Annotated in this window: 21 protein-coding genes; 9 read left to right on the top strand and 12 right to left on the bottom strand. The window is 68.1% G+C overall.

What is annotated here, in order from left to right; genetic code table 11:
* Positions 1-14: 14 nt before the first annotated feature.
* The 3 genes from ACFQ9R_RS06295 to ACFQ9R_RS06285 are packed head-to-tail and all read left to right on the top strand — an operon-like array spanning position 15 to position 4,764.
* Positions 15-1,226: an HpcH/HpaI aldolase/citrate lyase family protein gene (locus ACFQ9R_RS06295; RefSeq protein WP_378989268.1), complete on the top strand. Its 1,212-nt coding sequence runs from the start codon at positions 15-17 to the stop codon at positions 1,224-1,226.
* Positions 1,223-3,931 (top strand): phosphoribosyltransferase, encoded by a 2,709-nt coding sequence (locus ACFQ9R_RS06290; protein WP_378989267.1) that lies wholly within the window; start codon positions 1,223-1,225, stop codon positions 3,929-3,931. Before ACFQ9R_RS06295 ends, ACFQ9R_RS06290 begins: the two co-directional genes overlap by 4 nt.
* 38 nt (positions 3,932-3,969) lie before the next feature.
* Positions 3,970-4,764: an HAD family hydrolase gene (locus ACFQ9R_RS06285; RefSeq protein ID WP_378989540.1), complete on the top strand. Its 795-nt coding sequence runs from the start codon at positions 3,970-3,972 to the stop codon at positions 4,762-4,764.
* A gap of 46 nt (positions 4,765-4,810) precedes the next feature.
* Here ACFQ9R_RS06285 and ACFQ9R_RS06280 read toward each other — a convergent pair whose 3' ends face one another.
* The 3 genes from ACFQ9R_RS06280 to ACFQ9R_RS06270 are packed head-to-tail and all read right to left on the bottom strand — an operon-like array spanning position 4,811 to position 6,914.
* A complete protein-coding gene (locus ACFQ9R_RS06280) occupies positions 4,811-5,575 on the bottom strand; it encodes an AIM24 family protein (protein WP_062990545.1) in 765 nt (254 codons plus the stop codon).
* Positions 5,576-5,579: 4 nt separating this feature from the next.
* On the bottom strand, positions 5,580-6,281 hold the full coding sequence (locus tag ACFQ9R_RS06275; RefSeq protein WP_378989266.1) for an AIM24 family protein: 702 nt from the start codon (positions 6,279-6,281) through the stop codon (positions 5,580-5,582).
* Between the two features lie 9 nt (positions 6,282-6,290).
* Positions 6,291-6,914 carry an AIM24 family protein gene (locus tag ACFQ9R_RS06270; protein WP_378989265.1) on the bottom strand — a complete coding sequence of 208 codons (624 nt, stop codon included), beginning with the start codon at positions 6,912-6,914 and terminating at the stop codon, positions 6,291-6,293.
* Positions 6,915-7,098: 184 nt separating this feature from the next.
* Here ACFQ9R_RS06270 and ACFQ9R_RS06265 point away from each other — a divergent pair, with 184 nt between their 5' ends.
* Both ACFQ9R_RS06265 and ACFQ9R_RS06260 read left to right on the top strand, forming a co-directional pair.
* Entirely contained in the window at positions 7,099-8,454 is a 1,356-nt protein-coding gene (locus ACFQ9R_RS06265) for a TerD family protein (RefSeq protein WP_378989264.1), read from the top strand.
* A 19-nt stretch (positions 8,455-8,473) separates the two neighbouring features.
* Positions 8,474-10,027 carry a TerD family protein gene (locus tag ACFQ9R_RS06260; RefSeq protein WP_378989263.1) on the top strand — a complete coding sequence of 518 codons (1,554 nt, stop codon included), beginning with the start codon at positions 8,474-8,476 and terminating at the stop codon, positions 10,025-10,027.
* A gap of 23 nt (positions 10,028-10,050) precedes the next feature.
* Here the strand turns inward: ACFQ9R_RS06260 and ACFQ9R_RS06255 are convergent, their stop codons facing one another.
* From ACFQ9R_RS06255 to ACFQ9R_RS06245, 3 genes are all read right to left on the bottom strand, one after another.
* Entirely contained in the window at positions 10,051-11,790 is a 1,740-nt protein-coding gene (locus tag ACFQ9R_RS06255) for a glycosyltransferase family 87 protein (RefSeq protein WP_378989262.1), read from the bottom strand.
* A 21-nt stretch (positions 11,791-11,811) separates the two neighbouring features.
* Positions 11,812-13,992 (bottom strand): transglycosylase domain-containing protein, encoded by a 2,181-nt coding sequence (locus ACFQ9R_RS06250; protein WP_378989539.1) that lies wholly within the window; start codon positions 13,990-13,992, stop codon positions 11,812-11,814.
* Between the two features lie 942 nt (positions 13,993-14,934).
* Positions 14,935-15,351: a DUF5318 domain-containing protein gene (locus ACFQ9R_RS06245; protein ID WP_170112103.1), complete on the bottom strand. Its 417-nt coding sequence runs from the start codon at positions 15,349-15,351 to the stop codon at positions 14,935-14,937.
* A gap of 123 nt (positions 15,352-15,474) precedes the next feature.
* Between ACFQ9R_RS06245 and ACFQ9R_RS06240 the strand changes: the two genes are divergently transcribed.
* From ACFQ9R_RS06240 to ACFQ9R_RS06230, 3 genes are all read left to right on the top strand, one after another.
* The gene (locus tag ACFQ9R_RS06240; RefSeq protein WP_378989261.1) at positions 15,475-15,642 is read left to right on the top strand and encodes a hypothetical protein; all 168 of its coding nucleotides are present in this window, start codon (positions 15,475-15,477) and stop codon (positions 15,640-15,642) included.
* Positions 15,643-15,798: 156 nt separating this feature from the next.
* Positions 15,799-16,356, top strand: coding sequence for a PadR family transcriptional regulator (locus ACFQ9R_RS06235; RefSeq protein ID WP_056823890.1), 558 nt, complete (start codon positions 15,799-15,801; stop codon positions 16,354-16,356).
* A complete protein-coding gene (locus tag ACFQ9R_RS06230) occupies positions 16,349-17,458 on the top strand; it encodes an inositol-3-phosphate synthase (protein ID WP_378989260.1) in 1,110 nt (369 codons plus the stop codon). The genes ACFQ9R_RS06235 and ACFQ9R_RS06230 overlap by 8 nt, the downstream gene beginning before the upstream one ends.
* Before the next feature lie 59 nt (positions 17,459-17,517).
* Here ACFQ9R_RS06230 and ACFQ9R_RS06225 read toward each other — a convergent pair whose 3' ends face one another.
* From ACFQ9R_RS06225 to ACFQ9R_RS06200, 6 genes are all read right to left on the bottom strand, one after another.
* Positions 17,518-17,949: a GyrI-like domain-containing protein gene (locus ACFQ9R_RS06225; RefSeq protein WP_378989259.1), complete on the bottom strand. Its 432-nt coding sequence runs from the start codon at positions 17,947-17,949 to the stop codon at positions 17,518-17,520.
* Complete coding sequence (locus ACFQ9R_RS06220) at positions 17,949-18,404, bottom strand: GyrI-like domain-containing protein (RefSeq protein WP_358066940.1); 456 nt, start codon at positions 18,402-18,404, stop codon at positions 17,949-17,951. The genes ACFQ9R_RS06225 and ACFQ9R_RS06220 overlap by 1 nt, the downstream gene beginning before the upstream one ends.
* A 177-nt stretch (positions 18,405-18,581) precedes the next feature.
* Positions 18,582-20,855 (bottom strand): transglycosylase domain-containing protein, encoded by a 2,274-nt coding sequence (locus ACFQ9R_RS06215; RefSeq protein WP_378989258.1) that lies wholly within the window; start codon positions 20,853-20,855, stop codon positions 18,582-18,584.
* A 97-nt stretch (positions 20,856-20,952) separates the two neighbouring features.
* On the bottom strand, positions 20,953-21,840 hold the full coding sequence (locus tag ACFQ9R_RS06210; RefSeq protein ID WP_378989257.1) for a carbohydrate ABC transporter permease: 888 nt from the start codon (positions 21,838-21,840) through the stop codon (positions 20,953-20,955).
* Between the two features lie 11 nt (positions 21,841-21,851).
* Entirely contained in the window at positions 21,852-22,829 is a 978-nt protein-coding gene (locus ACFQ9R_RS06205) for a carbohydrate ABC transporter permease (protein WP_378989256.1), read from the bottom strand.
* A gap of 45 nt (positions 22,830-22,874) precedes the next feature.
* Positions 22,875-24,152 carry an ABC transporter substrate-binding protein gene (locus ACFQ9R_RS06200; protein ID WP_056823877.1) on the bottom strand — a complete coding sequence of 426 codons (1,278 nt, stop codon included), beginning with the start codon at positions 24,150-24,152 and terminating at the stop codon, positions 22,875-22,877.
* 271 nt (positions 24,153-24,423) lie between these two features.
* Here ACFQ9R_RS06200 and ACFQ9R_RS06195 point away from each other — a divergent pair, with 271 nt between their 5' ends.
* A complete protein-coding gene (locus tag ACFQ9R_RS06195) occupies positions 24,424-25,224 on the top strand; it encodes a DUF2786 domain-containing protein (protein ID WP_378989538.1) in 801 nt (266 codons plus the stop codon).
* Positions 25,225-25,227 lie beyond the last annotated feature (3 nt).

The following is a 25,227-nucleotide window of genomic DNA, read 5'->3' as shown; positions in this document are numbered from 1 at the left end:
ATGAGGTGGGGGGAATGACCGCGGGCTACGCCATCGCACCGGAAGTTTGCTTGCGTAAGCAGGTACCGCTGCGCCATTTCCAGCAGTTGCAGGGTCCCCGCCGCCGGGAGTTGTTCCTGGTCGAACCGGAGCCGATTCAAGGCCACGACGACCGGGAGCTGCTGGCGACCGCGCTCGGCGCGACCCTGTATGTGCCCGCGACCCGCCCCGATCTCGCCGCCACGATTCGCCGGCGGGCCGCGCGCGGGGTGTGCTCGATGGTGATCGACCTCGAGGACGCGGTCGCCGATCACCAGGTGGAGGCCGCCAAACAGCACGCGGTGGACACCCTGGATCTGCTCGCACGCGGCGAAGACGCGAACCCGATGCTGTTCATCCGGGTCCGCGACGCGGCCTCGGTCGGCGAACTGGTCGCCGCGCTCGGACCGGGCGCCGACGTGCTCACCGGATTCGTCTTCCCCAAGTTCGACGCCGTCAGCGGGCCCGCCTACCTGGCCGCGCTCGACGACGCCAACCGCAGCCTCGGCCGTCCGGTCTACGCGATGCCGGTGCTCGAATCGTCGAACCTGGTGCACCGCCAGACCCGTGACGAGCAGCTCTCGCGCATCGCCGATCTGCTCGCCGGACACCGTGAGCAGCTGCTGGCGGTGCGAATCGGCGCCACCGACATGTGCTCGACCTTCGGCATCCGCCGCGACCGCGACCTCACGATCTACGACGTGCGGGTGGTCGCCGACGTGATCGCCGACATCGTCAATTACCTCGGCCGCGTCGACGGCACCGGCTTCATCATCACCGGACCGGTGTGGGAGTACTTCGCCGATCACGAGCGGATGTTCCGGCCGCAGCTGCGCAGCGCGCCGTTCGAGGAATCCGACGCGGTGAAGTTCCGCCAGTACCTGGTGAGCCGCGACCTCGACGGCCTGCTGCGCGAGATCACCCTCGACCGCGCCAACGGCATCCAGGGCAAAACGGTGATCCACCCCTCGCACGTGGCCGTGGTGCACGCGCTGTCGGTGGTGACCCACGAGGAGTACGCCGACGCGCTCGACATCATGGCGGCCGATGTCGGTGGCGTCGCGGCCTCGGAATACCGCAACAAGATGAACGAGATGCGCCCGCACCGCAGTTGGGCCCGCCAGACGCTGGTTCGGGCCCGTGCGTTCGGGGTCGCGAACAAGGGAGTGTCTTTCGTGGACTTGCTGACAGCGATGATCGCCGAATGAGTGCGTTCGAAACACCGTGGGCGACAGTGAATCTCGGCATCGAGCTGCACCACGGCGAGTCCTTCGCCGCGCGCTCGGCCGAGGACGACGTGCCGGGTGAGGTGCTCGCGGCGAGGTCGGCCGATGGCGTGACCGGTGAGAGCGTCGATGTCGCCGCGACCTCGGCCGAGAGGTTCGTGGCGTTGTCCGCCGAGAGCGTGCTGACGGGCGAGTTCGCGATCGGTGCGCTGGTGCAGCCGGGTCTGCGCCGCAATCCGCGGCGGGCCCATCTGCTGGTTTCCACGGTGCTGGGCAAGCACCTGCCGACCGATCCGCGCATCGTGATCGGTGCGGGTAACCGCTTGGCCGATCTGGTGCGCGAGGTGCTGGGTGATCGTGAAGCCGTGGTGCTCGGATTCGCCGAGACCGCTACCGGTCTCGGTCACTGCGTGGCCGCGCGGATCGACGCGGGCTGCTACCTGCACTCCACCCGCAGGCACGAGTCACGGGCCACCACACTGACCGGCTTCGAAGAGGGTCATTCGCACGCCACCTCGCACCTGCTCCAGCCCGCCCCCGCAGCGATCTTCGCCAACGATCTGCCGCTGGTGCTCGTCGACGACGAGATCTCCACCGGCGACACCGCCATCGACGCGGTCCGCGCACTGCACGCGTTCGCTCCCCGCTCGCATTACGTCCTCGCCTCACTGGTCGACATGCGCACACCTGCCGATCGGATCAAATTCGAAGCCGCCGCAGCCGAACTCGGTGCGCGCATCGACACGGTCTGCCTGGCATCCGGTCGCACCGAGCTACCGGCCGGGCTGATAGACACGGTGACCGCACTGCCCGAACCGCGGCTGAATCCGATCGCCACCGAGCGGGGTTCGTACGGACGCATCGAATTGACCTGGCCCGCCGACGTTCCCGAGGGCGGTCGGCACGGCACCCTTCGCTCGGACAACGCCGCCTTCGACGTCGCGGTGAAATCCATCGCCGACGAGGTGAACTCCCGCCTCGACGCCGAGTTCGCCGGCCGTCCGGTCATCGTCATCGGCCACGAAGAACTCATGTACCTCCCCTTGCGCCTGGCCGCCGACCTGGCCGACGCAGGCATCCCCGCCCGCTTCCAAACCACCACCCGTTCACCGGCATACGTCCTCGACGAACCCGGCTACCCCCTACGCCGCGGCTTCCGGTTCACCGCCCCGGAACCCGACCCCACCGCCCAGCGCTACCTCTACAACGCCCAGTGGCCCGACGCGGACCCGGTCCTGCTGGTCGTCATCGATCCGCCCGCCGATACGCCGGAACTCGTCGCCCCTGGCGGCCTGGTCGACGTCCTCACCGCGTCGGGCGCCGATATCCTGATCGCAGTCGTGCCAGGTGCGGATCCTCGTGCGCTGCACGCGGGCCGGACCGCTGAGCGAGTGGCTGGGACTGCGTCACTGTCGGTGTCGTACAACGATTCCGCCACCAGCGCGAACGCGCCGAGTCGCAAGGAATCGACCGTGGCGACCGATTCTGCGGACCGTGCGGGCCGCGCGGAACACGGTGGCGGCTCGAGCTCTGCCGCGGCCCCGAAGCAGCCGGGTGCGGGGCCGTTCCCCGAAGCCCTGCACGGCCCCGCGTTCGGTTCGTATGCGCCCGAGGATGTTTCGTGGCTGCTGAAAGATCTCTCGGACGCCGATCTGGAAGCCGATGTGACGGAACGCGAACGGCGCATCCAAGCCGGTGTGGCCCATTACGCCGAGTCGTTGCCCGTGGAGTTCCAGCCCGACGCCGAATATCGCGAGCTCTTCGATCGCGTGCTGGCCGACAGCGCGGAGCGACTGGCGCTGGCCGTCGCGACCGTGGCCGAACTCGTTGTCGCCGAACGTGGTGCGAACGTGGTCCTGGTGTCGCTGGCCAGGGCGGGCACGCCCGTCGGCGTGCTCATGCGGCGTTGGCTCGTCAGCGGGATCGGCCGCGAGCCCCTGACCGTGCCGCATTACGCGGTCTCGATCGTTCGTGATCGCGGTATCGACGCGGTGGCACTGGACTACCTCGCCCGCCATCATGATCCGTCCTCGATCGTCTTCGTCGACGGCTGGACCGGCAAGGGTGCGATCACCCACGAACTCACCGCCGCCCTCGACGCCTATCACGCCGCCGGCGGCGCCAGATTCAACGACGAGCTCGTGGTTCTGGCCGACCCCGCCAACTGTGTACGCACCTACGGCACCCGTGACGACTTCCTCATCGCCTCGGCCTGCCTCAATTCGACGGTGTCCGGCCTGGTTTCACGCACCGTCTTGAACGGCACCCTGATCGGCCCCGGCGAGTTCCACGGCGCCAAGTTCTACCGCGACCTGATCGGCGCCGATGTCTCGAACCAGCTGATCGACACCGTCACAGCGGCTTTCGGCACGATCAGCGAGCAGGTGCCCGCCGCCGTCGCCGCCATCCGCGATTCCGACCGCACGCCGGACTGGTCCGGGTGGGCGTCGGTGGAGAAGGTCCGCGCCGAATACGGCATCAGCACAGTCAATTACGTGAAGCCCGGCGTCGGCGAGACCACCCGGGTGCTGTTGCGCCGGGTACCGTGGCGAGTGCTGGTCCGTGAGGCAGACGCACCGGAGCACGCCCACATCCGCCTGCTCGCCGCGGCGCGCAATGTCCCGGTGGAAGTGGTCCCCGACCTGGCCTACTCCTGCATGGGCCTGATCAAGGAGCTACCCCGGTGACCGCCGAGTCCCTCTTCGCGACCGATCTGGATCGCACGATGATCTTCTCCCGCAACGGCTTCGGTGGTGCCGAGGCCGTCGCGAAGGAGTGCGTCGAGTACTACGAGGGTGAACCGCTCTCCTACATGACCATCAGCGCCATCGCGGCCCTGCGCGAGCTCGCGGCAGGCGCTCCGGTGATTCCGACGACCACCCGCACCATCGAACAGTTCCAGCGCATCGCCCTCCCCGGTGCTCCGTGGCGGTACGCCATCACCAGCAACGGCGGCAACATCCTGGTCGACGGCATCCCCGACCCCGCGTGGCGCGTGGCCATCGACGACCAGGTCAACGCGTCGGGCGCTATCCTCGCCGACGTGGGCGCCGAATTACGCTCCCGCATCGACGATTCCTGGGTCACCAAGTACCGCGAGGCCGACGAGCTGTTCTGCTACCTGGTGGTCCGCCCCGACCTGGTCCCCGCGGGTTTCCTCGCCGAATGGGACACCTGGTGCCGCGCCAACGGCTGGTCGGCGTCCCAGCAGGGTCGCAAGATCTACACGATGCCCGACGCCGTCTGCAAGAGTCTCGCTGTCGCCGAAGTCCGTCGCAGGCTGACCGGATCCGGCGAATTATCCGACGGGGCAACGCTGTTCACCGCGGGCGACGGCGCACTGGACGCCGAGATGCTGAAGGCGGCCGATGCCGCGATCCGCCCCCGCCACGGCGAGCTGGAAGAACTGAACTTCACCGCCCCCAACCTCACGATCACCACGTCCTCGGGAATCCTGGCAGGCGAGGAGATCCTCGGGTGGTTCCACGCGGCGGCTGAGCGCGCCACGGTCCCCGCGTAGGCAACCGAAAACCCGGGCGCCGCAACGGCACCCGGGTTCGACGTGCTCAGTAGTGCTGCTGCTGACCGGCCAGCTGCTGGGCGATCACGCCCTGAATACGCTGGAGACCGCCCACCGTGACGCCGCTCTGGAGCTGCCCCTCGATGGTGCGCACCAGGGCGTTGTCGCTCATGATCTTCTCGGTCGACTGGATCAGCACCGTGCCCGCTCCGGTGAAGTCGAACTGCCGTTCCTCCCCGGAGTTGGCGCCCATCCTGGCCGCACCCGCCGCGAGGAAACTGCCGATCCAGCCCTGGTCGTAGTGGTGACTGGGCGACGGGCAATCGGCCCAGCCCACCAGGGATTCGGGGTCGACGCGCAGGGGCGGTTCGGCGAACATCACCGGCCCGTTCGACGACGCGAGGAACTTGCCGGTGCCGATCAGCGTGAGGAATCCGGGCACGATCGACTGCTTGAGCGCCAGTCCGGGCTCGAAGGCCAGCAGGTTCGCGCCGCGGATGGTGAGGTTGCCTTCTTCGAGGTCATAGGAATTGATGTCGTAACCGCGGTCGCCGATGATCAGCTTGCCGTGCCCCTGCGCCACCACGTAGTCGCCCGCGAACAGCGGCGCGGAGAACTGGCTGCTCACCATGTGCATCAGGCCGCCCTGCAGCCCGTGCGTGAGCATCTGGAACTCGATCTGCCCGTAGTAGGCGATCATCGCGCCCTTGCGCATGAACCAGGGACCGGTCAGATCGATGCAGTAGGCGTAGCTGTTGCCCGGAATGTTGTCGCTGGCACCGAGATTCATCGGCGAGAGGATTTCGCTCATCGGTTCACAACTTCTCTTCGGAGGCCTGCACGTACACCACACCCTGTCCGTGGCAATGCAATTGCATCGCCTCGCCCGCGCCGCGACCCACCGCGTCGCGCCAGCTCATCGCGGACTTCAGCTCGGTCTGCACGTTGCCGTACGCGGCGACGAACGCCTGCGGGTCGACAACGATCGGATTCGGTCCGCCCACTTGCAGTTCCAGGAAGCCGCCGTGCGCGAGCAGCACCGCCGAACCCTGTCCGCTGAGCTGGGTGGTGAACATGCCCTGCCCGGTCGCGACGCCCGCCGCGGCGCCGCGCAGCGCGCCCATCAGACCGCCGCCGCCACCACCGCTACCGCCCGAACTGGCGACCGACACCACCGAAGCCTGCAAACCGGCCGACTGCGCGAGCAGGCGTGAAGCCTCGGCCCGCAACACCGCGCCCGGTTGCATCTGCACCACGTGCACCTCGAGCCCGGCGAATCCGTAATGGACCTCACCGTTGCCCTGCGCCAGCATGGTCCGCTCGTGCTCACCGGCCATCATCTGCCCGGCCATCCGCATCAGACCGCCGCCGCCCATGCCCTGACCGGCGCCGGGAATCTGGTGCGGTGCGAACGCGACCTGACCCGTGTAGAACAGCATCGCGCCGGAACGGGCGACGACGCCACCCGCCTGACCGACGTTGACTTTGACTACCTTGCCGTTGACCTTCTCGAACATCGCCTGTCCCTACCGTTCCGCCGGCTGGATCAGCACGACACCCTGGCCGTCGAACCGCAGCGAGAACGCCTCGCCCGCATCCTGTCCGACCATCGACCGCCAGGAAACGTCGGTGATGAACGACTGGTTGAGATTGCCGCGCGAGGCGACGAACGCGTCGGGATCCACGATCAGCGGAAACTGCGGCGACACTTCGAGGTGGATCAGCGGCCCACCGGCCGACAGCAGCGCCACCTGGCCCTGCCCGCTGACCGTGGTGGTGAACAGCCCGCTGCCCGCCGACATCCCGCCGACCCCGGCGAACCGCACATCGGTACGCAGATTGCCCGCGAAGGCCAGCAGTTGCTGCGACTCGACCTGGAGCGTCTCGTTGTTCAGGTTCACCACGGTGACGTTCTGGCCGTTCACCGCCAGGAACACGCGCCCGTTGCCGGTGCACTCCATCAGTGACAGTTTCTCGCCGGTGGCGCGGCGCTTGAGGCCGTTGAGCACGCCCTCGCCGCCGCCGAACCCGGCCGATTTGAACTGGACATTGCCTTCGTAGGCCACCATCGAGCCGGAGATCGCGCGGATACTCGTCCCCGCGAGCTGCGCCTCGATCACCTTCTTCGACTGTTCGAACAATTGCGCCATGACAGGTGTGTGCCCGTCCCCTCTGCGAAGGCGGTTCTACCGCCCGTTCCGACTGCGACGTCACCCTAACCGATCAGGGGAAAGTACGCCCGGGCCACAGAGCACGGACGCGTGCGGCCGGTTTCTCGTAGAGTGGCAAGCACTGCCGTGGAACACCCACCAAACGACAAGCGAAGGGTCTAACTTGTCTGCAACACTCGCCAAGGGCCAGAACGGCCCGTTGGCCGTCAGTGACGTGGTGATCTCGCTCCAGGTCACCGCACCGGCCGACCTGTCCGCGCTGCTCGTGACCGAGCAGGGCAAGGTCCGCACCGACGCTGATTTCGTCTTCTACAACCAGCCGAGTGGGCCGGGTGTCGATCTGCGGCCCGGGCCGACGGGTCAGCCTGCCTCACTTGCTGTTTCGCTGTCCGCGGTGCCCGCCGACATCGATCAGATCCGCGCGGTGATCACCCTCGACGACGCGACCAGCAATTTCGGCCGCTTCGCGCCGCCCACCGCGCTGGTCTCCGATGCTTCGGGAAACCAGCTGTTCAGCTACCAGATCGACGGCCTGAACGCCGAGTCGATCGTGATCGCGCTCGAGCTGTACCGCCGACAGGGCAGCTGGAAGGTGCGCGCGGTCGGCCAAGGTTACGCCGGTGGTTTCGCCGCGCTGGTCACCGATCACGGTGTGCAGGTGGATGATTCACCCGCCCAGGCCGCCCCGCAGCAGGCCGCGCCCCCGCCGCCTCCGCCGCAGCAGGCCCCGCCCGCCTACCCGCCGCAGTCCGCGCCCAGCTACCCGCAGCAGGCCGCGCCCGCCTACGCGCCGCCCGGCGGTGGCTACCCGCCGCCTCCCGGCCCGGCCCAGCAGCCGCCCGGTGGCGGCTACCCGCCGCCGCCCGGACAGGGTTACCCGCCGCCCGCGCAGGGTGCGCCGCAGCAGCCCGCAGGCGAGATCAGTTTGAGCAAGGATCGCCCGGTCAGCTTGCAGAAGGGGCAGCGGGTCACGCTGCGCAAGGAGGGCGGCGCCGCGCTGACCTTCGTGAAGATGGGCCTCGGCTGGGACCCGGTGCGCACGCGCGGGATGTTCGGCAACCGCACCGTCGACATCGACCTCGACGCCTCGGTCTGCCTGTTCGCCGACCAGAACCTCGTCGACGTGGCCTACTACGGCCAGCTGTCGTCGAAGGACGGGTCGGTGCGCCACCAGGGTGACAACCTCACCGGTGAGGGCGACGGCGACGACGAGATGATCCTCGTCGACCTCACCCGGATCCCGGCGCACATCACCACGCTGCTGTTCATCGTCACCTCGTACAAGGGTCACTCCTTCGAACAGGTGCAGAACGCCTTCAGCCGCCTGATCGACGGCGCCACCAACGGCGAGCTGGCCCGCTACACCCTCGCGGGCGGAATGCCGTTCACCGCGATGGCGATGGCGAAGGTGTACCGCGTCGGCGGCGACTGGAAGATGCAGGCGCTCGGCGAGGGCTTCAATGCCAAGCACCCCGGTGAAGCGGTGCCGCAGCTGGGCCGATTCCTCGGCGGTAATTGAACCAAGACAGGCAGACACCGTGATTCACCTGAAGGCAGGGCAGAACACTGCGCTGACCGCTGATTCCGTGCGCTTCACCGCGCAGACCACCGGCGCCGTCGAACTCGGGGCGCTGGTGGTCGGCGAGGATCTGCGGGTTCGCGACGTGCACGATCACGTGTGCTCGTCGCGGCCCTCGGCCTCCGGCGTGAGCTTCGCGGGGGCGGCGGTGGAGCTGACGCTGTCGCAGATCAGGTCCGACGCGCATGCTGTGCTGCTGTTCGTCACGGGCGGGCACGCGCTCGGTACGGTGACGGCGTCGCTGTACGAAAACGGTAGTCCCGCCGCGGAATTCGTCATCTCGCCGACCGCCGGTGAGAGTGCGCTGATCTGCCTCGAGGTGTATCGGCGCGGTGGTGGCTGGAAGTTGCGGGCGCTCGGTCAGGGGTACGCCGGCGGCTCGGCTCAGCTGCTCACCGCGCACGGCGTAACCCCTCCCGAGCCCGCCCCCGCGCAGGCCTGGCAGGCGGCGCCGCTCGCACCGCCGAGCGCTCCCACGGAGACGGTCGCGAGACCTGTTCCCGCATCGGGCATTCCGCTCGAAGTCGAGCACGGTCTGCAACGCATGTGGATGATCTTCGAAGACGCCGCTCGCTCGGCCGCCGCCCTGGTCTCGGCTCGCGACTACGCGACCAAACGCCTGGATCAGGAACTCTCCGAAGCGGTGTCGAATCCGGCGACCCGCAACACCCCCGCCGCCGACGCGGCCCGCGCGCAAGCGCAACGTCGCCACGACGACCTGGTTGCCCTCGCCGACGCCGACCATCGCCGCGACAGTGACCAACTCGGCCTCGAGATCGCCGAAGCCGACGCCGCCATGCCCGCCGCGCTGGCCTCCTGGCTCGCGCCCGCGTGGACCACCCGCGCCGCCCGCAGCGACGGCATCCGGCTCGGCGAGCTGTACGCGCTCGACCGCGGTGGCCTGCGGGTGCCGTATTGCGTTCCGGTGCCGCTGAACCGGCCGCTGTGGGTCGACACGGAATCCACCGCCGCGGCCGCGCGCGTGATCGGCGCCCTGGTGGCCCGGCTCGTCGCCGCGATCCCCGACAAGCCGACCAAGGTCGACCTGATCGACCTCACCGGCGGCCTGCGCACCTTGGCCGCCCCGCTCGCCCCGCTGTTGGCGGGCCCGGTGATCGCCGATCACGGCGACATCTCCGCCCGCCTCGCCGAGCTCGCCCACGCGGCCGAGCTCGCCGACATCGCCTACAACAGCGGACAAGCCGTACCCCCCACCGAACACCGCATCCTCGTCGCCGCCGACTTCCCCCACGGCTACCAGGGCAGCGACGTGGTGCGCCTGGGCCAACTGATGGTCCGCGGCGACCTGATCGGCTTGTCCCTGGTCATCGTCGGCAGCGGCGGCGGCGAATTCGGCGACGGCCCGGTAGATCTCCTCGCCCAGTCGTGCAGGCACCTCCCCACGATGCCCGGCACCCCCCTGTTCGACCCCTGGACCGGCAACGCCTGGGAGCTAGACCTCGACATGCTCCCCGCCGAACCCGAACTCCAGGCCCGCTACCTGCGGATGTAGACCCGCACCTCCGCCCGCTCGGATCAGTTCAGCACCGATATCGGTCGGGCGCTGATCGTGGCCTGTTTCGGGCGCAGGAATTCCGGGAGCCAGGGGAGTAGCGGGTCGAGGGCTCGGTCGAGGACCCCGCCCGCCGGGTCGTCGACGAAGTCGCGGCGGACCACGTCGTTCTGGGGGCGCAGGATCTCGTAGACGATCAGCGCGCACAGGCCGAGGACTGCCAGGTCGCGCAGGACGACGGTGCCGGTGAACCACTGTTCGGGCAGGCCCTTGTTGTCCTCGCCGAGGTAGTAGTACATGCGCGGCACCCAGACCAGTGCGTCGATCGTCATCCAGGCCAGCAGGATTCGGCGGTGTGGCAGCGCCAGTACGGCCAGCGGCACCAGCCAGAGCGAGTACTGCGGGCTCCACACCTTGTTCGTCAGCAGGAACGCCGCGACCACGAGGAAGCACAGCTGGGTCAGGCGCGGCCGTCGTGGCGCGGTGAGCGCCAGGTAGGCGATGCCCGCGCAGGCGGCGACGAAGGCCAGCAGCGAGACCGTGTTCAGGACGGTCGGGGGTACACCGTGTCCGATCGGCCCGTCGAAGCCGGTCCAGCCGGTGAACGAGGTGATCACGTTGTAGATCGAATCGGGGTCGGCGTGGCGAGTGGTGTTGAGCCGGAAGAACTCTCGCCAACCCTGCGGGTACAGCGCCGCGATCGGCAGATTCACGGCCGCCCAGGTGCCCACCGCGGCGATGACCGTGAGGGTTGCCGTGCCCAGTGGCCGCAATGCGAAAAGATGTGTCCGCGCGGGCGTTTCACGCAGCCAGGTGCGGGCGGAATCGAGACTGTCGACATCGCGCAACCGCAGCCCGGCCCGCGCGGCGGGCTGACGCTGCATCGGATCCACTCGCAGACACAGCACCACGATCGGCCCGAGTAGCAGCAGCGGATACAACTTCGCCGCCCCGCCCAGTCCGAGCAGGATGCCCGCGAGCACCGGCTTACGCCGCGCCCACGCCAACAGCCCGGTAGCCGCGAAAGCCGTTGCCAGCGCATCGAAATTCGTGAACATGTGCACGATCACCAACGGCGACACCGCGATCAGCGCGGCATCCCACACCCGTCGCCCGGCTAATCGCGACGACGCCCAGACCGTGATCAGCCAGCCGACCGAAAGGCCGAGTGCGACCACGTTGAAATACACCACCACCGACATCGCGCCGGGCAACGGCAGGTGATCCCAGACGTTGCCGATCTGCATCGCCGCGTACTGGTACAGGCCCGACAGCACCGGATACTCCATGTATCTGGTCTCGGTGCCGCCGTCGGGCGTCGATTCGGTCCAGGACTTCTTGTACGGGAACGCGCCCTCGTTGAGCCGTTCGGCACCGTAGAGCGGAACGGTGTCGGAGTAGCACATGGCCACGTACTGGCGGCCGTTGTTCCAGTCCAGCATCAGACCGCCATCGCCATCGCTGGTCTGCTGGATGCAGCCGGCCTTCGCCGACCAGCCCAGCGCCAGGAAGATCACCGTGAAGGCGAACATCACCCGCAGCGGCGTCCAGAACCGCACCCGCCCGATCAGCGCGTGATCGCCGACCGGGCCGCCGACCACGGTGGACAGCTGTGCGGTCAGCGAGTCGTTGCGGCTCGGCCGGTCGCGGGCATCGATCGAGCGGAGGTCGGGCGCCAGCCGGGCGGGCGCCACGTACCCCGCCTCGCGGCCCGGCCGGGTACCACTCGATGCCGGCTGGTCCGCGAGTTGCTGATCGGTCACGACATCCGAGGCTACCGGTGGTTACCGGGATCGGGTCGGCGTGGTTCCCGCGCCGCTGCTCTCGTTGTCGTTGCCGTTGGCGCCATTACCCGGTCTGTTCGACCCGCCGTTGCCGTTTCCGGGGGTCGCGGGCGCGCCGTCCGGCCCCGCCGTCGGCTGGCCGGGCAGCGGGCCCGCACCGGTCTCGGGCGTGGACTGCGACTGCGGCACCGCGGGCTGCTGCTGCACCCCGGGCACCGGAATCCGGATGCCGGGCAGGATCTCGACCTGCGAGGGCACGATCACCGGCGGCACGATCGCGGGCGCGGTGGTCGACGGCGCGGTGTAGGGCGCCGACCATTCCGGCACACCGGCCTGGCCCTTGATCGGGGCGGGCTTGGGGAACGACTCGTTCGACGTGCCCGACAGCGCGCCGTCCATCGTCGCCTTCCAGATGTCGGAAGGCAGACCGGAACCGTAGATGCTGCCGCCGCCGTAGTTCTTGAGCGCGTCGCCCTGCTCGGTACCGACCCACACCGCGGTCGACAGCGACGGGGTGTAGCCGACCATCCAGGCGTCCCGGTTGTTGCCGGTGTCGCCGAGCTGGTGGGTACCGGTCTTGGCGGCGGATTCGCGGCCGCCGGCCAGGTTGTGGTTGCGCGAGTAGGCCGCGATCGGCTTCATCGCCGCGGTGACGTTGTCGGCCACGGCCGCGCTGATCCGCTGCTCACCGGCGGGCTCGCCACGATCGAGCAGCACCTCACCCTTGGCGGTGACGACCTTCTGCACGAAATGCGGTGCGTGGTAGACGCCCGAGGCCGCGAAGGTGGCGTACGCCGAGGCCATGTCGAGCGGGCGCGACTGGTACTGGCCGAGCACGATGCCGTTGTTGGGGCCGACGCCGCCGGGCTCGGTCAGCGTGGCGCCGACGCCGGGCAGCTCCGTCGCGATACCGAGCTTGTGGCCCATATCGGCGATCTTCTGCGGACCGTTCTGCATGTCCAGCTGCATGCGGTAGAAGCTGGTGTTCAGCGAACGCTTGAGCGCCTCGGCGATGGTGCACATGCCACAGCCCTCACCCTCGACGTTGCCGATCTTGATGCCGTTGACGGTGATCGGCGAGCTGTCGTAGAGCTGCGAAAGCGGGACGCCCTGTTCGAGATTCGCGGCCAGACCGATCGCCTTGAACGAGGAGCCCGTCGGCAGACCGGCATTGGCGAAGTCGTAGCCCTGCCCGTCGCTGCCGCCGTAGTAGGCGCGCACCGCACCGGTGCGCGGGTCGACGGAGACCACCGCGGTGCGCAGGTTCTCCGGCTCACCGTCGAGCTTGCCCTGTGCGGCCTTGATCGCGGCGTCCTGCGCCTTCTGATCGATCGTGGTGGTGATCTGCAAGCCCTCGGTGTTCAGCTGCTGCTCGCTGATGCCCGCGGTCGAGAGCTCCTGGAGCACCTGATTCTTCACCAGACCGTTCGGGCCCTCGTCGTTGTTCTTGTCGCCGAGCGAAGCCAGCGACACCACCTGTGGGTATTGCATCCCCTGACGTTCCGTCGCGGGCAGGTTGTTCTCCGCGACCATGCCGTCGAGCACGTAACTCCAGCGGGTCTTGGCGCCCTCGGGGTTCTTCTCCGGATCCAGCATCGAGGGCAGCTGGATGGTCGCGGCCAGGACAGCGCCCTCGGCCACAGTCAGCTCCTGCACCGGCTTGCCGAAGTAGGCCTTGGACGCGGCGTCGATGCCGTACGCGCCACGACCGAAGTAGATGGTGTTCAGGTAGGCGGCGAGGATGTCTTCCTTGCTCCACTGCCGCGCCATCTTGGCCGAGATCACCAGCTCGTGCATCTTGCGCGTCATCGACCGCTCGTCACCGACCAGCGCGTTCTTCACGTACTGCTGGGTGATCGTGGAACCACCACCGGCGCTTTCCTTGCCGAGGACGTTGTCGCGGGCGGCGCGGGCGAAGCCCGAGACCGAGAAGCCGGGGTTGGTGTAGAAGTCGCGGTCCTCGGCGGCGATCACGGCATTGCGCACGTGCGGCGGGATCTGATCGATCGAGACCTCGGTGCGGTTGCCCTGCGGCGGGACCACCTTGCTGATCTCGGTGGAGCCGTCGCTGGCGAAGATCGTCGCCACCTGGTTGGTCTCGAGATCGCCCGGCTTGGGCACCGACACCGCCGTGTAGGCGACCAGGAACACCGCGCTCGGCACGACGATGGCCAGGGCCATCAGGACATAGAGTGTCCGGCGCACGATCCGCCACGGCGATTTCTTCACCGCACCATCACTACCGGAGCCGTCGTCGCCCCCGCCCCCGTCGCGGCGGTTGCGCGGACCGGTCGGCGGCGGGGTGCCGCCCACGCCGGCGGCGCGACGTTCACCGGTGGTGGGACCACCCGGCGTGGTGGCGCGACGTTCACCGGTGGTGGGCCCACCGGGGCGCCGGCCAGCGCCGGCCCGGGTGGCCGCGGCGGCACCGCCCGCGCGAGCCGTCCTGGCTACGTCGTCGTTCGCGCCGCGCACGGTCCGCCCCGGCTGATTCGCCCGCACGGTCGACTCGTCGGGGCTGCCGGGACGCGGCAACTTCTGTGTGGCGCCTGCCGCGGGCGGCGCGGCGCGGCCCGGCTGCGGGGGCCTACCCTGCGGCGGCCTGCCCTGACCGGGCACACCCTGCGGAGGCGGTCCGCCCTGCGGACCACCGGGACGCTGGGGCGGCTGACCCGGCCGACGCGGCGGCATCCCACCGGGCGGCGGCCCCTGCTGACGGTTCGGCGGCGGTCCCTGCGGACCGCGTCCACCAGGCACCGGGCCGCCACCCTGCGGGCGCCCGCCCTGCGCGGGAGCGCCGGGCGCACCCTGCGGGCGCGGACCGGTGGGCGGCATCGGCCGACGCGGCGGGGGACCACCGGGCCGATCACCCGACTGCGGGGGGAGACCTGATTGCGCACCCCGAGCCGGACGGCCGCCGCGCGGATCATCGCCGTGGGGGGAGGACTCGTAGGGCGAACTCACTGACCAGATCTCCATAACTTGTAAGGTTCGGGCACACGACATCCGCGCCGGAGTACCGGCGCGGAGAGGGTGCACCCCGAACAGTGGCGCATCACGCGGTGGCCACCATCACTTGTTTGGGCCGCCCGTCACTGCGCAGCCGCGTCGCTCCACACGCCATCATTCGGCAGCAGAGCGCCGGGCTCGCGAACTCGTCCGTCGCCGGGCGGGGGCGGGCGCCGTGCCGAGCACGTACGACTGCACCAGGTGATTCCAGCTGCACGAGCGACAGACCTCGACGACATGCACCGAGAATTCTTCGTTCGACTCGGCCATCCGAATCAGTTCCTCGGGCGTCCGCGCCGACCCGGCCGCTTGGCCGAGCCCATCGCCGAACACCCACGAAACCAACGTCAGCTGCTCTTTCCGGCAGATCGGGCAGGTCGCCTCACTACCCCGGCCGTGAAACTTCGCGGCCCGGAGCAGATACGGGTTCGCGTCGCACACCTCGGCGACGCCGACCCGCCCCGCGTAGACATCGGCCAGCAGCGACCGGCGCCGGAGCGCATAGTCCACCACCTGCCGCTGAATTCGCACGATCACCAGAGTAGCGGGGTTCGGATACGCGTGCCCACGGCATCGTTTGATCCGATCTCCCGGACTGAACTCCCGATACCGGGGTTCATCCGGGTGTCTTCGCAGGTGAGGTGACCCACGGCCATGGCTGAATCCGGGCGGCGACGGGCAGCCGTCGATTCGGTGCTGCGCGCACGTGACATCAATCGCGCACAGGCGTCGACCGTGCTTGACGCGGCCTACGCCGAGGGGCCACTCGGCGCCGTCTCGAACTCGCCTTCGATGGCGATCCGCGCGCGATCCGCCCGCTGACCCCCTGATTCCTGTCTCCGCGCTGACCTGCGTCGATGACGCATGCGTCACATTCGACTGTGCGTAGATGTATCGCTCCGATATAGTTGTAAGTCGCATCCACGGTTAGGTCTGTTCGGCCTTTCAGGTCGACATAGTCAGGGAGTGAGGTCGGCAGTGCTCGAATTGGCGATTCTCGGCCTGCTCCTCGACGCGCCCATGCACGGTTACGAGCTGCGCAAGCGGTTGACGGGCCTGCTCGGAGCGTTCCGGGCCTTCTCCTACGGTTCGCTCTACCCGACGCTGCGCAGAATGCAGGCCGACGGGTTGATCGCCGAGGAGCTTCCGGACGGCGCGCTCGCGCGCCGTGCGCGCCGCGTCTACCGGCTCACGCCGGTCGGCCGGGAACGGTTCTCCGAACTCCTTGCCGACACCGGTCCGCAGAACTACACCGATGACGGCTTCGGCGTTCACCTTGCCTTCTTCAGCCGCACTCCCGCCGAGGCGAGAATGCGGATTCTGGAGGGCAGACGTCGTCAGGTCGAGGAGCGCCGAGAGGGTCTGCGGGAAGCGATCAAGAAGGCCAGCGGGTCACTGGATCGCTACACCAAGCAGCTCCACCAGCTCGGATTGGAATCAAGCGAGCGCGAAGTGCGCTGGCTCAACGAGTTGATTGCGGCGGAGCAATCGACGAAGGCGGCACCACAGAAAGAGGGAAAGAGCGGCCATGAGTGATGTCAACAAGGTTGGATCCGGCGAAGTTCGCGTCGCGATCGTCGGTGTGGGCAACTGCGCATCGTCGCTGGTGCAGGGCGTGCAGTACTACAAGGATGCCGACGAGAACCAGGTCGTTCCCGGCCTCATGCACGTCAAGTTCGGTAGCTACCACGTCCGTGACGTGAAGTTCGTGGCCGCGTTCGATGTCGACGCCAAGAAGGTCGGCTTCGACCTGGCCGAGGCCATCTTCGCCAGCGAGAACAACACCATCAAGATCTCCGACGTGCCGCCGACCGACGTGACGGTCCTGCGTGGCCCGACCCTCGACGGCATCGGCAAGTACTACGCGCAGACCATCGAGCAGTCCGAGGCGCCCGCGGTCGACGTGGTCAAGGCGCTCAAAGACGCTGAGGTCGACGTGCTGGTCTCGTACCTGCCCGTCGGTTCCGAAGAGGCCGACAAGTTCTACGCGCAGTGCGCGATCGACGCGAACGTCGCCTTCGTCAACGCGCTGCCGGTCTTCATCGCCTCCGACCCGGTCTGGGCGCAGAAGTTCGTCGACGCCGGTGTCCCGATCGTCGGTGACGACATCAAGTCGCAGGTCGGCGCGACCATCACCCACCGCGTGATGGCCAAGCTGTTCGAAGACCGCGGCGTGGTGCTCGATCGCACCTACCAGCTCAATGTCGGCGGCAACATGGACTTCAAGAACATGCTCGAGCGTGAGCGTCTGGAGTCGAAGAAGGTCTCCAAGACCCAGGCCGTCACCTCGAACCTCACCGGGGCGCTCGCGGGCAAGGTCCACGACCGCAACGTCCACATCGGTCCCTCGGACTACGTGGAGTGGCTCGACGACCGCAAGTGGGCCTACGTGCGCCTCGAGGGTCGTGCGTTCGGCGATGCTCCGCTGAACCTGGAGTACAAGCTCGAGGTGTGGGACTCGCCGAACTCGGCGGGCATCATCATCGACGCTGTCCGCGCGGCGAAGATCGCCAAGGACCGCGGCATCGGCGGACCCGTCATCCCGGCCTCGGCCTACCTGATGAAGTCCCCGCCGGTGCAGATCGCCGACGATGTGGCGCGCACTCAGCTCGAGGCGTTCATCATCGGTGCCGATTAGTCACTGAACGAAAAGAGCCGGTGCGCACGAACTCTCGTGCACACCGGCTCTTGTCGTCTTCAGTCCAGGGAGACGTACACCTCGACCGAGGTCGGACCGGTGTAGCGCTCCAGCTCGGCCGTGTGCGAGCGGGTGATGGTGCCGGCGTTCTCGGCCTTGATCACCTGCGCCCACGCGGTGCGCAGCAGATCGTAGGGCTTGTCCGCGACCACGAACTTGGCGTAGCGACCCGCGGGAATGCGGGTGAGCACGTCGCCTTCGTCGATGTCGTCCAAGCCGCCGACCTCGTAGCCGAGCACGGCCACCGCATGATCGTTCTGACCGATATAGGCGGCCGCGCGAGGCACCGTCTTCTCCCGCGACAGGTACCGATCCCAGGTGAAGTTCACCAGGTCGAGATCGCGCGCGGTCACTTCACGCCCGGCCAACGGCACGGTGAGACCCGCGATCAAACCGTCGGCGAGGGTGACGATTTCGAAATCCACGGCCATCAGCTGTCCTTCTCCTCGGTCAGCGACACGAAGATCTCGACCGTGCGTTCGTCGGGATACTGCTCGCAATCGCCGGTATAGGCACGCACGAATTCACCTGCGGCCTCCGCGTCCCACACCTGGCGCCAGAGCCCGACGATGGTGTCGCCGAGGTTGTCGCCGCTGGCCACGAATCGCGCGTAGCGGCCGGCCGGAATCCGGCCGAGCACGTCGCCTACCTCCAGGTCGGCGAGAGTCTTGCACTCGTAGCCGACGATGTGGGTGAGGTAGGAATTGATCTCCGGCGCGAAATCGACATACCCCGTCGCGACCGGCCCCGGTAACGTTCTCGCCCGCAGGTTCGCCCACGCCTCGACCACTTTGGCGCGGCGCGGCCCCTCGACGGCGAGCGCCGGACTGCGAAGCACCGTGCCCGCGATCAGCGTCTCGGGACGGTCAACGACATTGAAATCCACCTGCGTAGCCCCTATGTCTAGTGTCGTCGCATGTCGGTACCGACCGCACATCCTCCCGTATCGGTCCGACAGGTTCCGCGCCGGGATCATTCGACCCCTGGTCGGGCGGTTCGCGCTCTGGGCAACGATGTTGCCATGTCCTCAGGGTAGTCGGGTCCGGCTGCGCCAACTCGTGATCTATCGCGGCCCTTCGCCGCCGAGTCCGGGGAACAGCTCACCGGGGACGACGGGCGTCGGTGCGGGCGGGATGATGATCAGCGGCGGCGGCGCGGGGCGCGGTGAGTTCGTCGGCGGACCGAAGATGTCGAAGCCGCCGCCCGGTGTCGGCGCCGGTCCGGTGCCCGGCGATGGCACCAGCGGCGGGCTCGGCACCGGCTGCACTTCGAACTGTTCGACCGGCGTTCCGGCCAGCGCGGCGTCCATCGACTGCTTCCAGATGTCGGCGGGCAGCCCTGAACCCCAGACAGCCCCACCGCGACCGGTGCGCAGCGGCTGGGGGTGCTCGGTGCCCACCCACACCGCGGTGGACAGTGAGGGCGTGTACCCCACCATCCACGCGTCCTTGTTGTCCTTGGTCTCGCCGAGCTGGGTGGTTCCGGTCTTGCTCGCCGACTGCCTGCCGTCGGCGAGGCCGTGGCCGTTGGAGTAGTTGGCGATCGGCAGCATCGCGGCGGTGGTGGCATCTGCGATCGCCGGGGTGATCCGCTGTTCGGGCTCCGAATGTCGCTTGCCTGTCGCGGTTTCCCAGCTGCGGTCGAGCAGCACCCGCCCGTCCCCGGTGCTCACCTTCTGCACGAAGTACGGCTGGTGATAGACCCCCGAGGCAGCCAGCGTCGCGTACGCCGACGCCATGTCGATGGGTCGCACCAGGTACTGGCCGAGCACGATCCCGTTGAGCGGGTAACCGTCCGGCTCCGACAGGCTCATGCCCTCGACGCCGGGAATGTACTCGGGGATGCCGGCCAGGTGCGCGGCCTCGGCGATCGAGCGCGGGCCGTCGGCCATCGTCATGGTGAGCCGGTAGAAGCTGGTGTTCAGCGAGCGTTTGAGCGCCTCGGCGAGCGAGCAGCGTCCGCACGAATCACCCTCGACGTTGGTGATCTCGGTACCGCGGTCGGTGATGGGCGAGCTGTCCATCGCCCGCGTCACCGGGATGCCTTGCCGCTGGGCGGCGACGAGCGCGAAAACCTTGAACGCGGAACCGGTTTGGAGCGGCGCCTGCGCGAAATCGAACCCGGTCCCGTCCTCGCCGCCGTAGTAGGCCCGCACGGCCCCGCTGCGCGGATCGATCGACACCACGGCCGAGCGCAGCTCCGGTGGTTGCCACGACAGCCGCTCACGCACCGAATCGACCGCGCCAGCCTGGGCCGCGGCGTCGATGGTGGTGGTGATCTGCAGTGCGCCCGTATTGATGTCGGCGTCGTCGAGGCCCGCGGCCCGCAGTTCGCGCAGCACCTGGGTGCGGATATGGCCTTCCGGTCCGAGCGCGGCCGACTCCGCGGGCACGTCGTCGAGCGGGATGATCGGCGGGAACACCGTCGCGTCCCGGTCGCCGGGCGCGAGCGCTTTCATCTCGACCATCCCGTCGAGCACGTACTGCCAGCGTGCCCGCAGCTGATCGAGATGGTTCTCCGGGTCCAGCACCGAGGGCGAGCGGATCACCGCCGCCAAGACGGCCCCCTCCGCGAGCGTCAGGTCCGGCACCGGCTTGTCGAAATAGGCCTTCGCCGCGGACGCGATCCCGTACGCCCCGCGCCCGAAGTAGATGGTGTTGAGGTAGGCGGACAGGATCTCGTCCTTGCTCCACTGCCGCGCCATCTTGGCCGCGATGATCAACTCCCGCATCTTGCGGGTGACGGTGCGCTCGGAGCTCAGGAAGGCGTTCTTCACGTACTGCTGGGTGATCGTCGAGCCGCCGCCCGCGTTGTCCTGACCCGTCACATTGTCGCGAGCGGCGCGCAGGAAGCCGCTCGTCGAGTAACCGGCGTTCGTATAGAAGGTGCGGTCTTCGGCCGCCAGCACGGCGTCCCGCACCGGGAACGGCACATCGGTGAGCGGGATGGGAATCCGATTGCCCTGTGGCGGAATGAATTTGGTCAGCACGGTGGTGCCGTCGGCGGCGAGGACGGTCGCGGGCTGTTCGACCGCGACCTCCGCCGGTTCGGGGATCTCCGAACTCCAGTACACCGCGACGAACAGCAGCGCGGGCACACACACGAAGATCACGAAGAGCGCGAGCAGCAACCGCCGGATGCGCTGACCCCTGGTGCGTGGCTTGCGTTCCGGGGGCGGGTCGCCGGACCCGTCGGTGGCGGCCAGTCGGGCGGCCTGTGCCCGTCGCGCCGCGCCCTTGGCCGGCTTCTGCTCTTTCGCCAGCGGATCGCGGAACCCGGCAATCGAGGTATACGGAACGTCCCCATCGGAACGCCCGCGCCCGCGCTGGGAGGCCACACCATCTCCTTTCGGAGCGAGCAGAAGAACTCACCTGCACCGACGTCGATATCGGTGCAGGCGACTCTACCCGGCGTGGGCGGCAGAACCCGGCAGGTCAGCTCTTGACGCCGCCCGCGGTGAGACCGGAGATGATGCGACGCTGGAAAATCAGCACCATGATCACCAGCGGCACGGTGACGATCACGCCCGCCGCCATGATGGCCGCATACGGCTGCACCAGCGGGTCGTTGCCCGAGAAGCTCGCGATGGCGACCGTCACCGGCTTGGTGTCGTCGCCCGAGAGCAACCGGGCCAGCAGGTACTCGTTGATCGAGGCGATGAACGCCAGGATCGCGGTGGTGAACACCGCGGGCGCGGCCAGCGGCAGCATGATCAACCGGAAGGCCTGGAACTTGCTCGCGCCGTCGATGCGCGCGGCCTCTTCGAGCTCCCACGGCAGTTCGGCGAAGAACGAGGCCAGGATGTAGACCGTCATCGGCAGTACGAAGGAAATGTTCGGGATGATCATCGCCTGGTACTGGCCGATCCAGCCGATATCGGTGAACAGCTGGAACAGCGGCGTCACCAGCACGACGGCCGGGAACATCGACGCCGACAGGATCAGTCCCGAGACCAGGTACTTGCCCGCGAAGGCCATCCGGGCCAGCGCGTAGGCCGCGAGCACACCGAGGATCAGCGCCACGGCGGTGGTCGCCGATCCGATGATCACACTGTTGAGCAGTGCCTTGCCGAAGTTGTTGCCGCGGCTGGTGTCGAAGGCGTTGCGGAAGTTCTCCAGCGTCACGTGGGTGGGCCACGGGGTGCTGTCGAAGGTGTGGGCCGGGTCGCGGAACGCCACCACGGCCATCCAGTAGAACGGGCCGAGGCCCCACACCAGCACGATGGCGACACCGAGATAGAGCCGCACCGTGCCGATCCGCTTGCGCCACGACACCGGCTGCACCGGCAGCGTCTTCGATTCCGCGACAGGTTCTTTCGTCATCGACATGCTCATCAGTTCGCCTTCCGCTGGTCTTCTTGCGTGCGAACAGCGTTGGCGCCCAGCACCTTCACCAGGATGAACGCGATCGCGAAGACGAGCAGGAAGGTGATCACCGACAGTGCCGCGGCGCTGTTGGGCCCTTGGCGCACCTGCTCGACCACCAGGATCGACAGCGTGTTCGTCGCCGGGTTGCCCAGCGTCATGATCGCGGGCAGGTCGTAGATGCGCAGCGTGTCCATGGTGCGGAACAGGACCGCGACCAGCAGCGCGGGCTTGAGCAACGGCAGCGTGATGTGGACGAACCGCTGCCAGGCAGTCGCGCCGTCGACTTTGGCCGCCTCGTACACGTCGGCCGGAATCACTTGCAGCCCAGCCAGAATCAGCAGGGCCATGAACGGCGTCGTCTTCCACACATCGGCCGCGATCACCGCGAACCGCGACGCCCACATGTCCGAGGTCCACAGGATGTGCGTGCCGAGCACCCGGTTCACCACGCCGTCGTACTGGAACATGAACTCCCACAGTCGCGCTGTGACCGCGGTGGGAATCGCCCACGGGATCAGCACGGCGGCGCGCAACAGCGCCCGGCCGCGGAAGGTCTTGCCCATCACCATGGCCATGCCGAGCCCGAGCAGGGCCTCGATCGACACCATCACCACGGTGAAGAACAGGGTGATCCCGACCGCCGACCAGAACTGCGAGCCGAGCGTGCCGGTGGGGCACGACACCGTGCCGTTCAGCGACCCACACTGCTGCAGCAGCCAGTGGGTGTAGTTGCTGAATCCGGCGCTGCCGCCCTCGACGAACATCCCGGTGGCCGGGTCGATGCCGGAGTCCTTCGAGAAGGACATCCAGATCGCCTCGACCACCGGATATCCGATGACCACGGCCAGCGCGACAAGCACGGGCGCGACGAACAGCCACGCCTTGCCGGATTGTCGCAGTTGCAGCGCTAGCCCGCGCTGCTTGGCTCCCGAAGGATCCGACACCGTTACTACTCTCCTACGGTCTGGTCGGGTCCGCTGCGCGTACCGCTACGAACCGGCGGTCTCGATGCCCTTTTGCATGCCGGCGACCGCGTCGTCGACGGACTTCGTGCCGTTGAGGGCAGCATAGGCGTTGTCCTGGATGGCCTTCGACACCGCGGGATAGAACGGGGTCACCGGACGCGGGACGGCGCTGGCGATGGATTCCTTCAGCGTGGGCAGGTACGGCATCTTCGCGATCAGGGCCGGGTCGTCGTAGAGCGAGGAGCGCACCGAGGGCAGCGAGCCCGAGGCGATGATCTGCTGCGCCTCTTCGCTGATCAGGTAGCGAACGAAGTCGGCGGCGGTGGCCTTGTTCTTGGAGAACGCGCTGATCGCGGCGTTGTAGCCGCCGAGGGTGGAGGCGCCGACGCCGGTGTTGCCCGGCAGCGGGGCGACGCCGAACTTGTCCTTCACCGCGGAGCCCTCGGCGGAGGCCTGGGCGAAGAGGTAGGGCCAGTTGCGCAGGAACAGCAGCTTGCCCGACTCGAACGCGCTGGCGCTCTCGCCTTCCTTGAAGGTGATGGCTTCCTTGGGGATGTCACCGTTCTTGTAGGCGTCGACGAGGACCTTCAGGCCCGCCTTCGACTCCGGGCTGTTCACGGTGGGGGTTTTGCCGTCGGCGCCGACGAAGCTGCCGCCGAAGGCGTTGATGACCTCGGAGGTGTTCACGGTCAGGCCCTCGTAGGGGGCGAGCTGACCGGCGTAGCAGCCGATGTTGTTGTCGCGGGCCACCTGGCACTGGCCGAGCATCTCGGTCCAGGTCTTGGGCGGGTTGGGCACCAGGTCCTTGCGGTAGTACAGCAGACCGCCGTTGGTGTTCTTCGGCGCCGCGTACAGCTTGCCGTTGTAGGTGGCGCTGGCCACGGTCGGCGCGAGCAGCGGCGCGGTGTCGATCGCGAAGCTGTCCTCGAGCGGCTGGATCCAGCCCTTGGCCGCGAATTCGGCGGTGTTCGGCACGTCGAGGGCGACCACGTCGTAGCCGTCCTGCTTGGCGCGGAAGTGCTCGGCTAGGTCGTCGTGCTGCTGGGTGCCGTCGGCCGACTGCTCCTTGAACGTCACCTGCTCGTTCGGGTGCGCGGCGTTCCAGCGGTCGATGAGCTGCTTGACCACACCGGTTTCGGTGGTGTCCTTGCCCTCGACGTAGGTGATCGGGCCGCGGCCCGTCAGGTTCTGGTCGAGTGCGTTGCCCCCGTCGTCACTGGAACAACCGCTGGCGAACGTCGCGGTGAGCAACGCGATCGAGGCAGCAGCCATCGTCGCTCTGGGGACAAACTTCAAGGCCATCGCAGACACTCCAGGGTCAAGACGTGAGCAGCAGCACACCGTGCGGTGCAACAGGCAACATACAGGATTCTCGGCGGCGCGGGCGCCGCGTGTTCTCGGCCTGGGAGGCCTCGATCTTCCCTTCCTACGGGCACTCCGTCGTCGCACCCTTCGGTCGGTCCGGATCGAGGCTGCCGAGAACGGGCACAGACTTGCACAGTTTTTCTGTCGGTGTGGTGGCTTAGGGTCATTGCTTGTGACAAGTCCCTCGCCGGCCGCTACGCCCGATCGGATGCTCACCCGCATCGGCGGTTTGCTGCGCAAGGCCGAGTCCACCGACAACGCGCACGAGGCCGAGGCCTTCCTCGCCGCGGCCCAGCGACTGGCGACGAAATCCTCGATCGATCTCGCGGTGGCGCGCTCACATGTGGCCTCGCGCGAGCGCAGGTCGGCGCCGGTGCAGCGGATCATCCCGATCGGCGAACCGGGCCGAAAAGGTCTGCGTACCTACGTCCAGCTGTTCGTGGCGATCGCTACGGCCAACGACGTTCGCTGCGATGTCGCCCGTACTTCCGCCCAGGTCTACGCCTACGGTTTCGCCGCCGACATCGACACCTGCGAAGCGCTCTACGCGAGTCTGCTCATCCAGATGGTCCGCGCGTCGGACCACTACATCAAATCCGGCGCCTACCGCGAGGCGACAGTGGTCAAGGTCGTCACCGAGAAGCGTCTCGGCCGTTCTGTCCGCCGCAAGGTGGAGGCGCCGGTCGCGGGCGTCACCGCGCGGCTCAACTTCCAGATGGCCTTCGCCGCCCGCATCGGTGCGCGGTTGGCCGAGGTGAAAGCCGAAGTCGTCGCCGAGGAATCGGTGTCCGAATCGACGGGGACCGCCCTGGCATTGCGGGACAAAGAAGTAGCCCTCACAGACTTCTACACGGCCACCTCCGAGGCGCGCGGAACCTGGCGTGGGCCGCAGACCTCCACCGGGCACTCCGCCGCGGCTCGTCGCGCGGGCGACCGAGCGGGCCGTACCGCCCGCCTCGGCACCTCACCGGAACTGCCTGCCGCACGCGGAAAGCTGTCGGGCCGATGAGAT

This window comes from Nocardia sp. NPDC056541 (assembly GCF_042794235.1).
GTDB lineage: Bacteria > Actinomycetota > Actinomycetes > Mycobacteriales > Mycobacteriaceae > Nocardia.
Note: the sequence above shows the minus strand (reverse complement) of the source record. Positions and strands in the feature narration are given on the sequence as shown.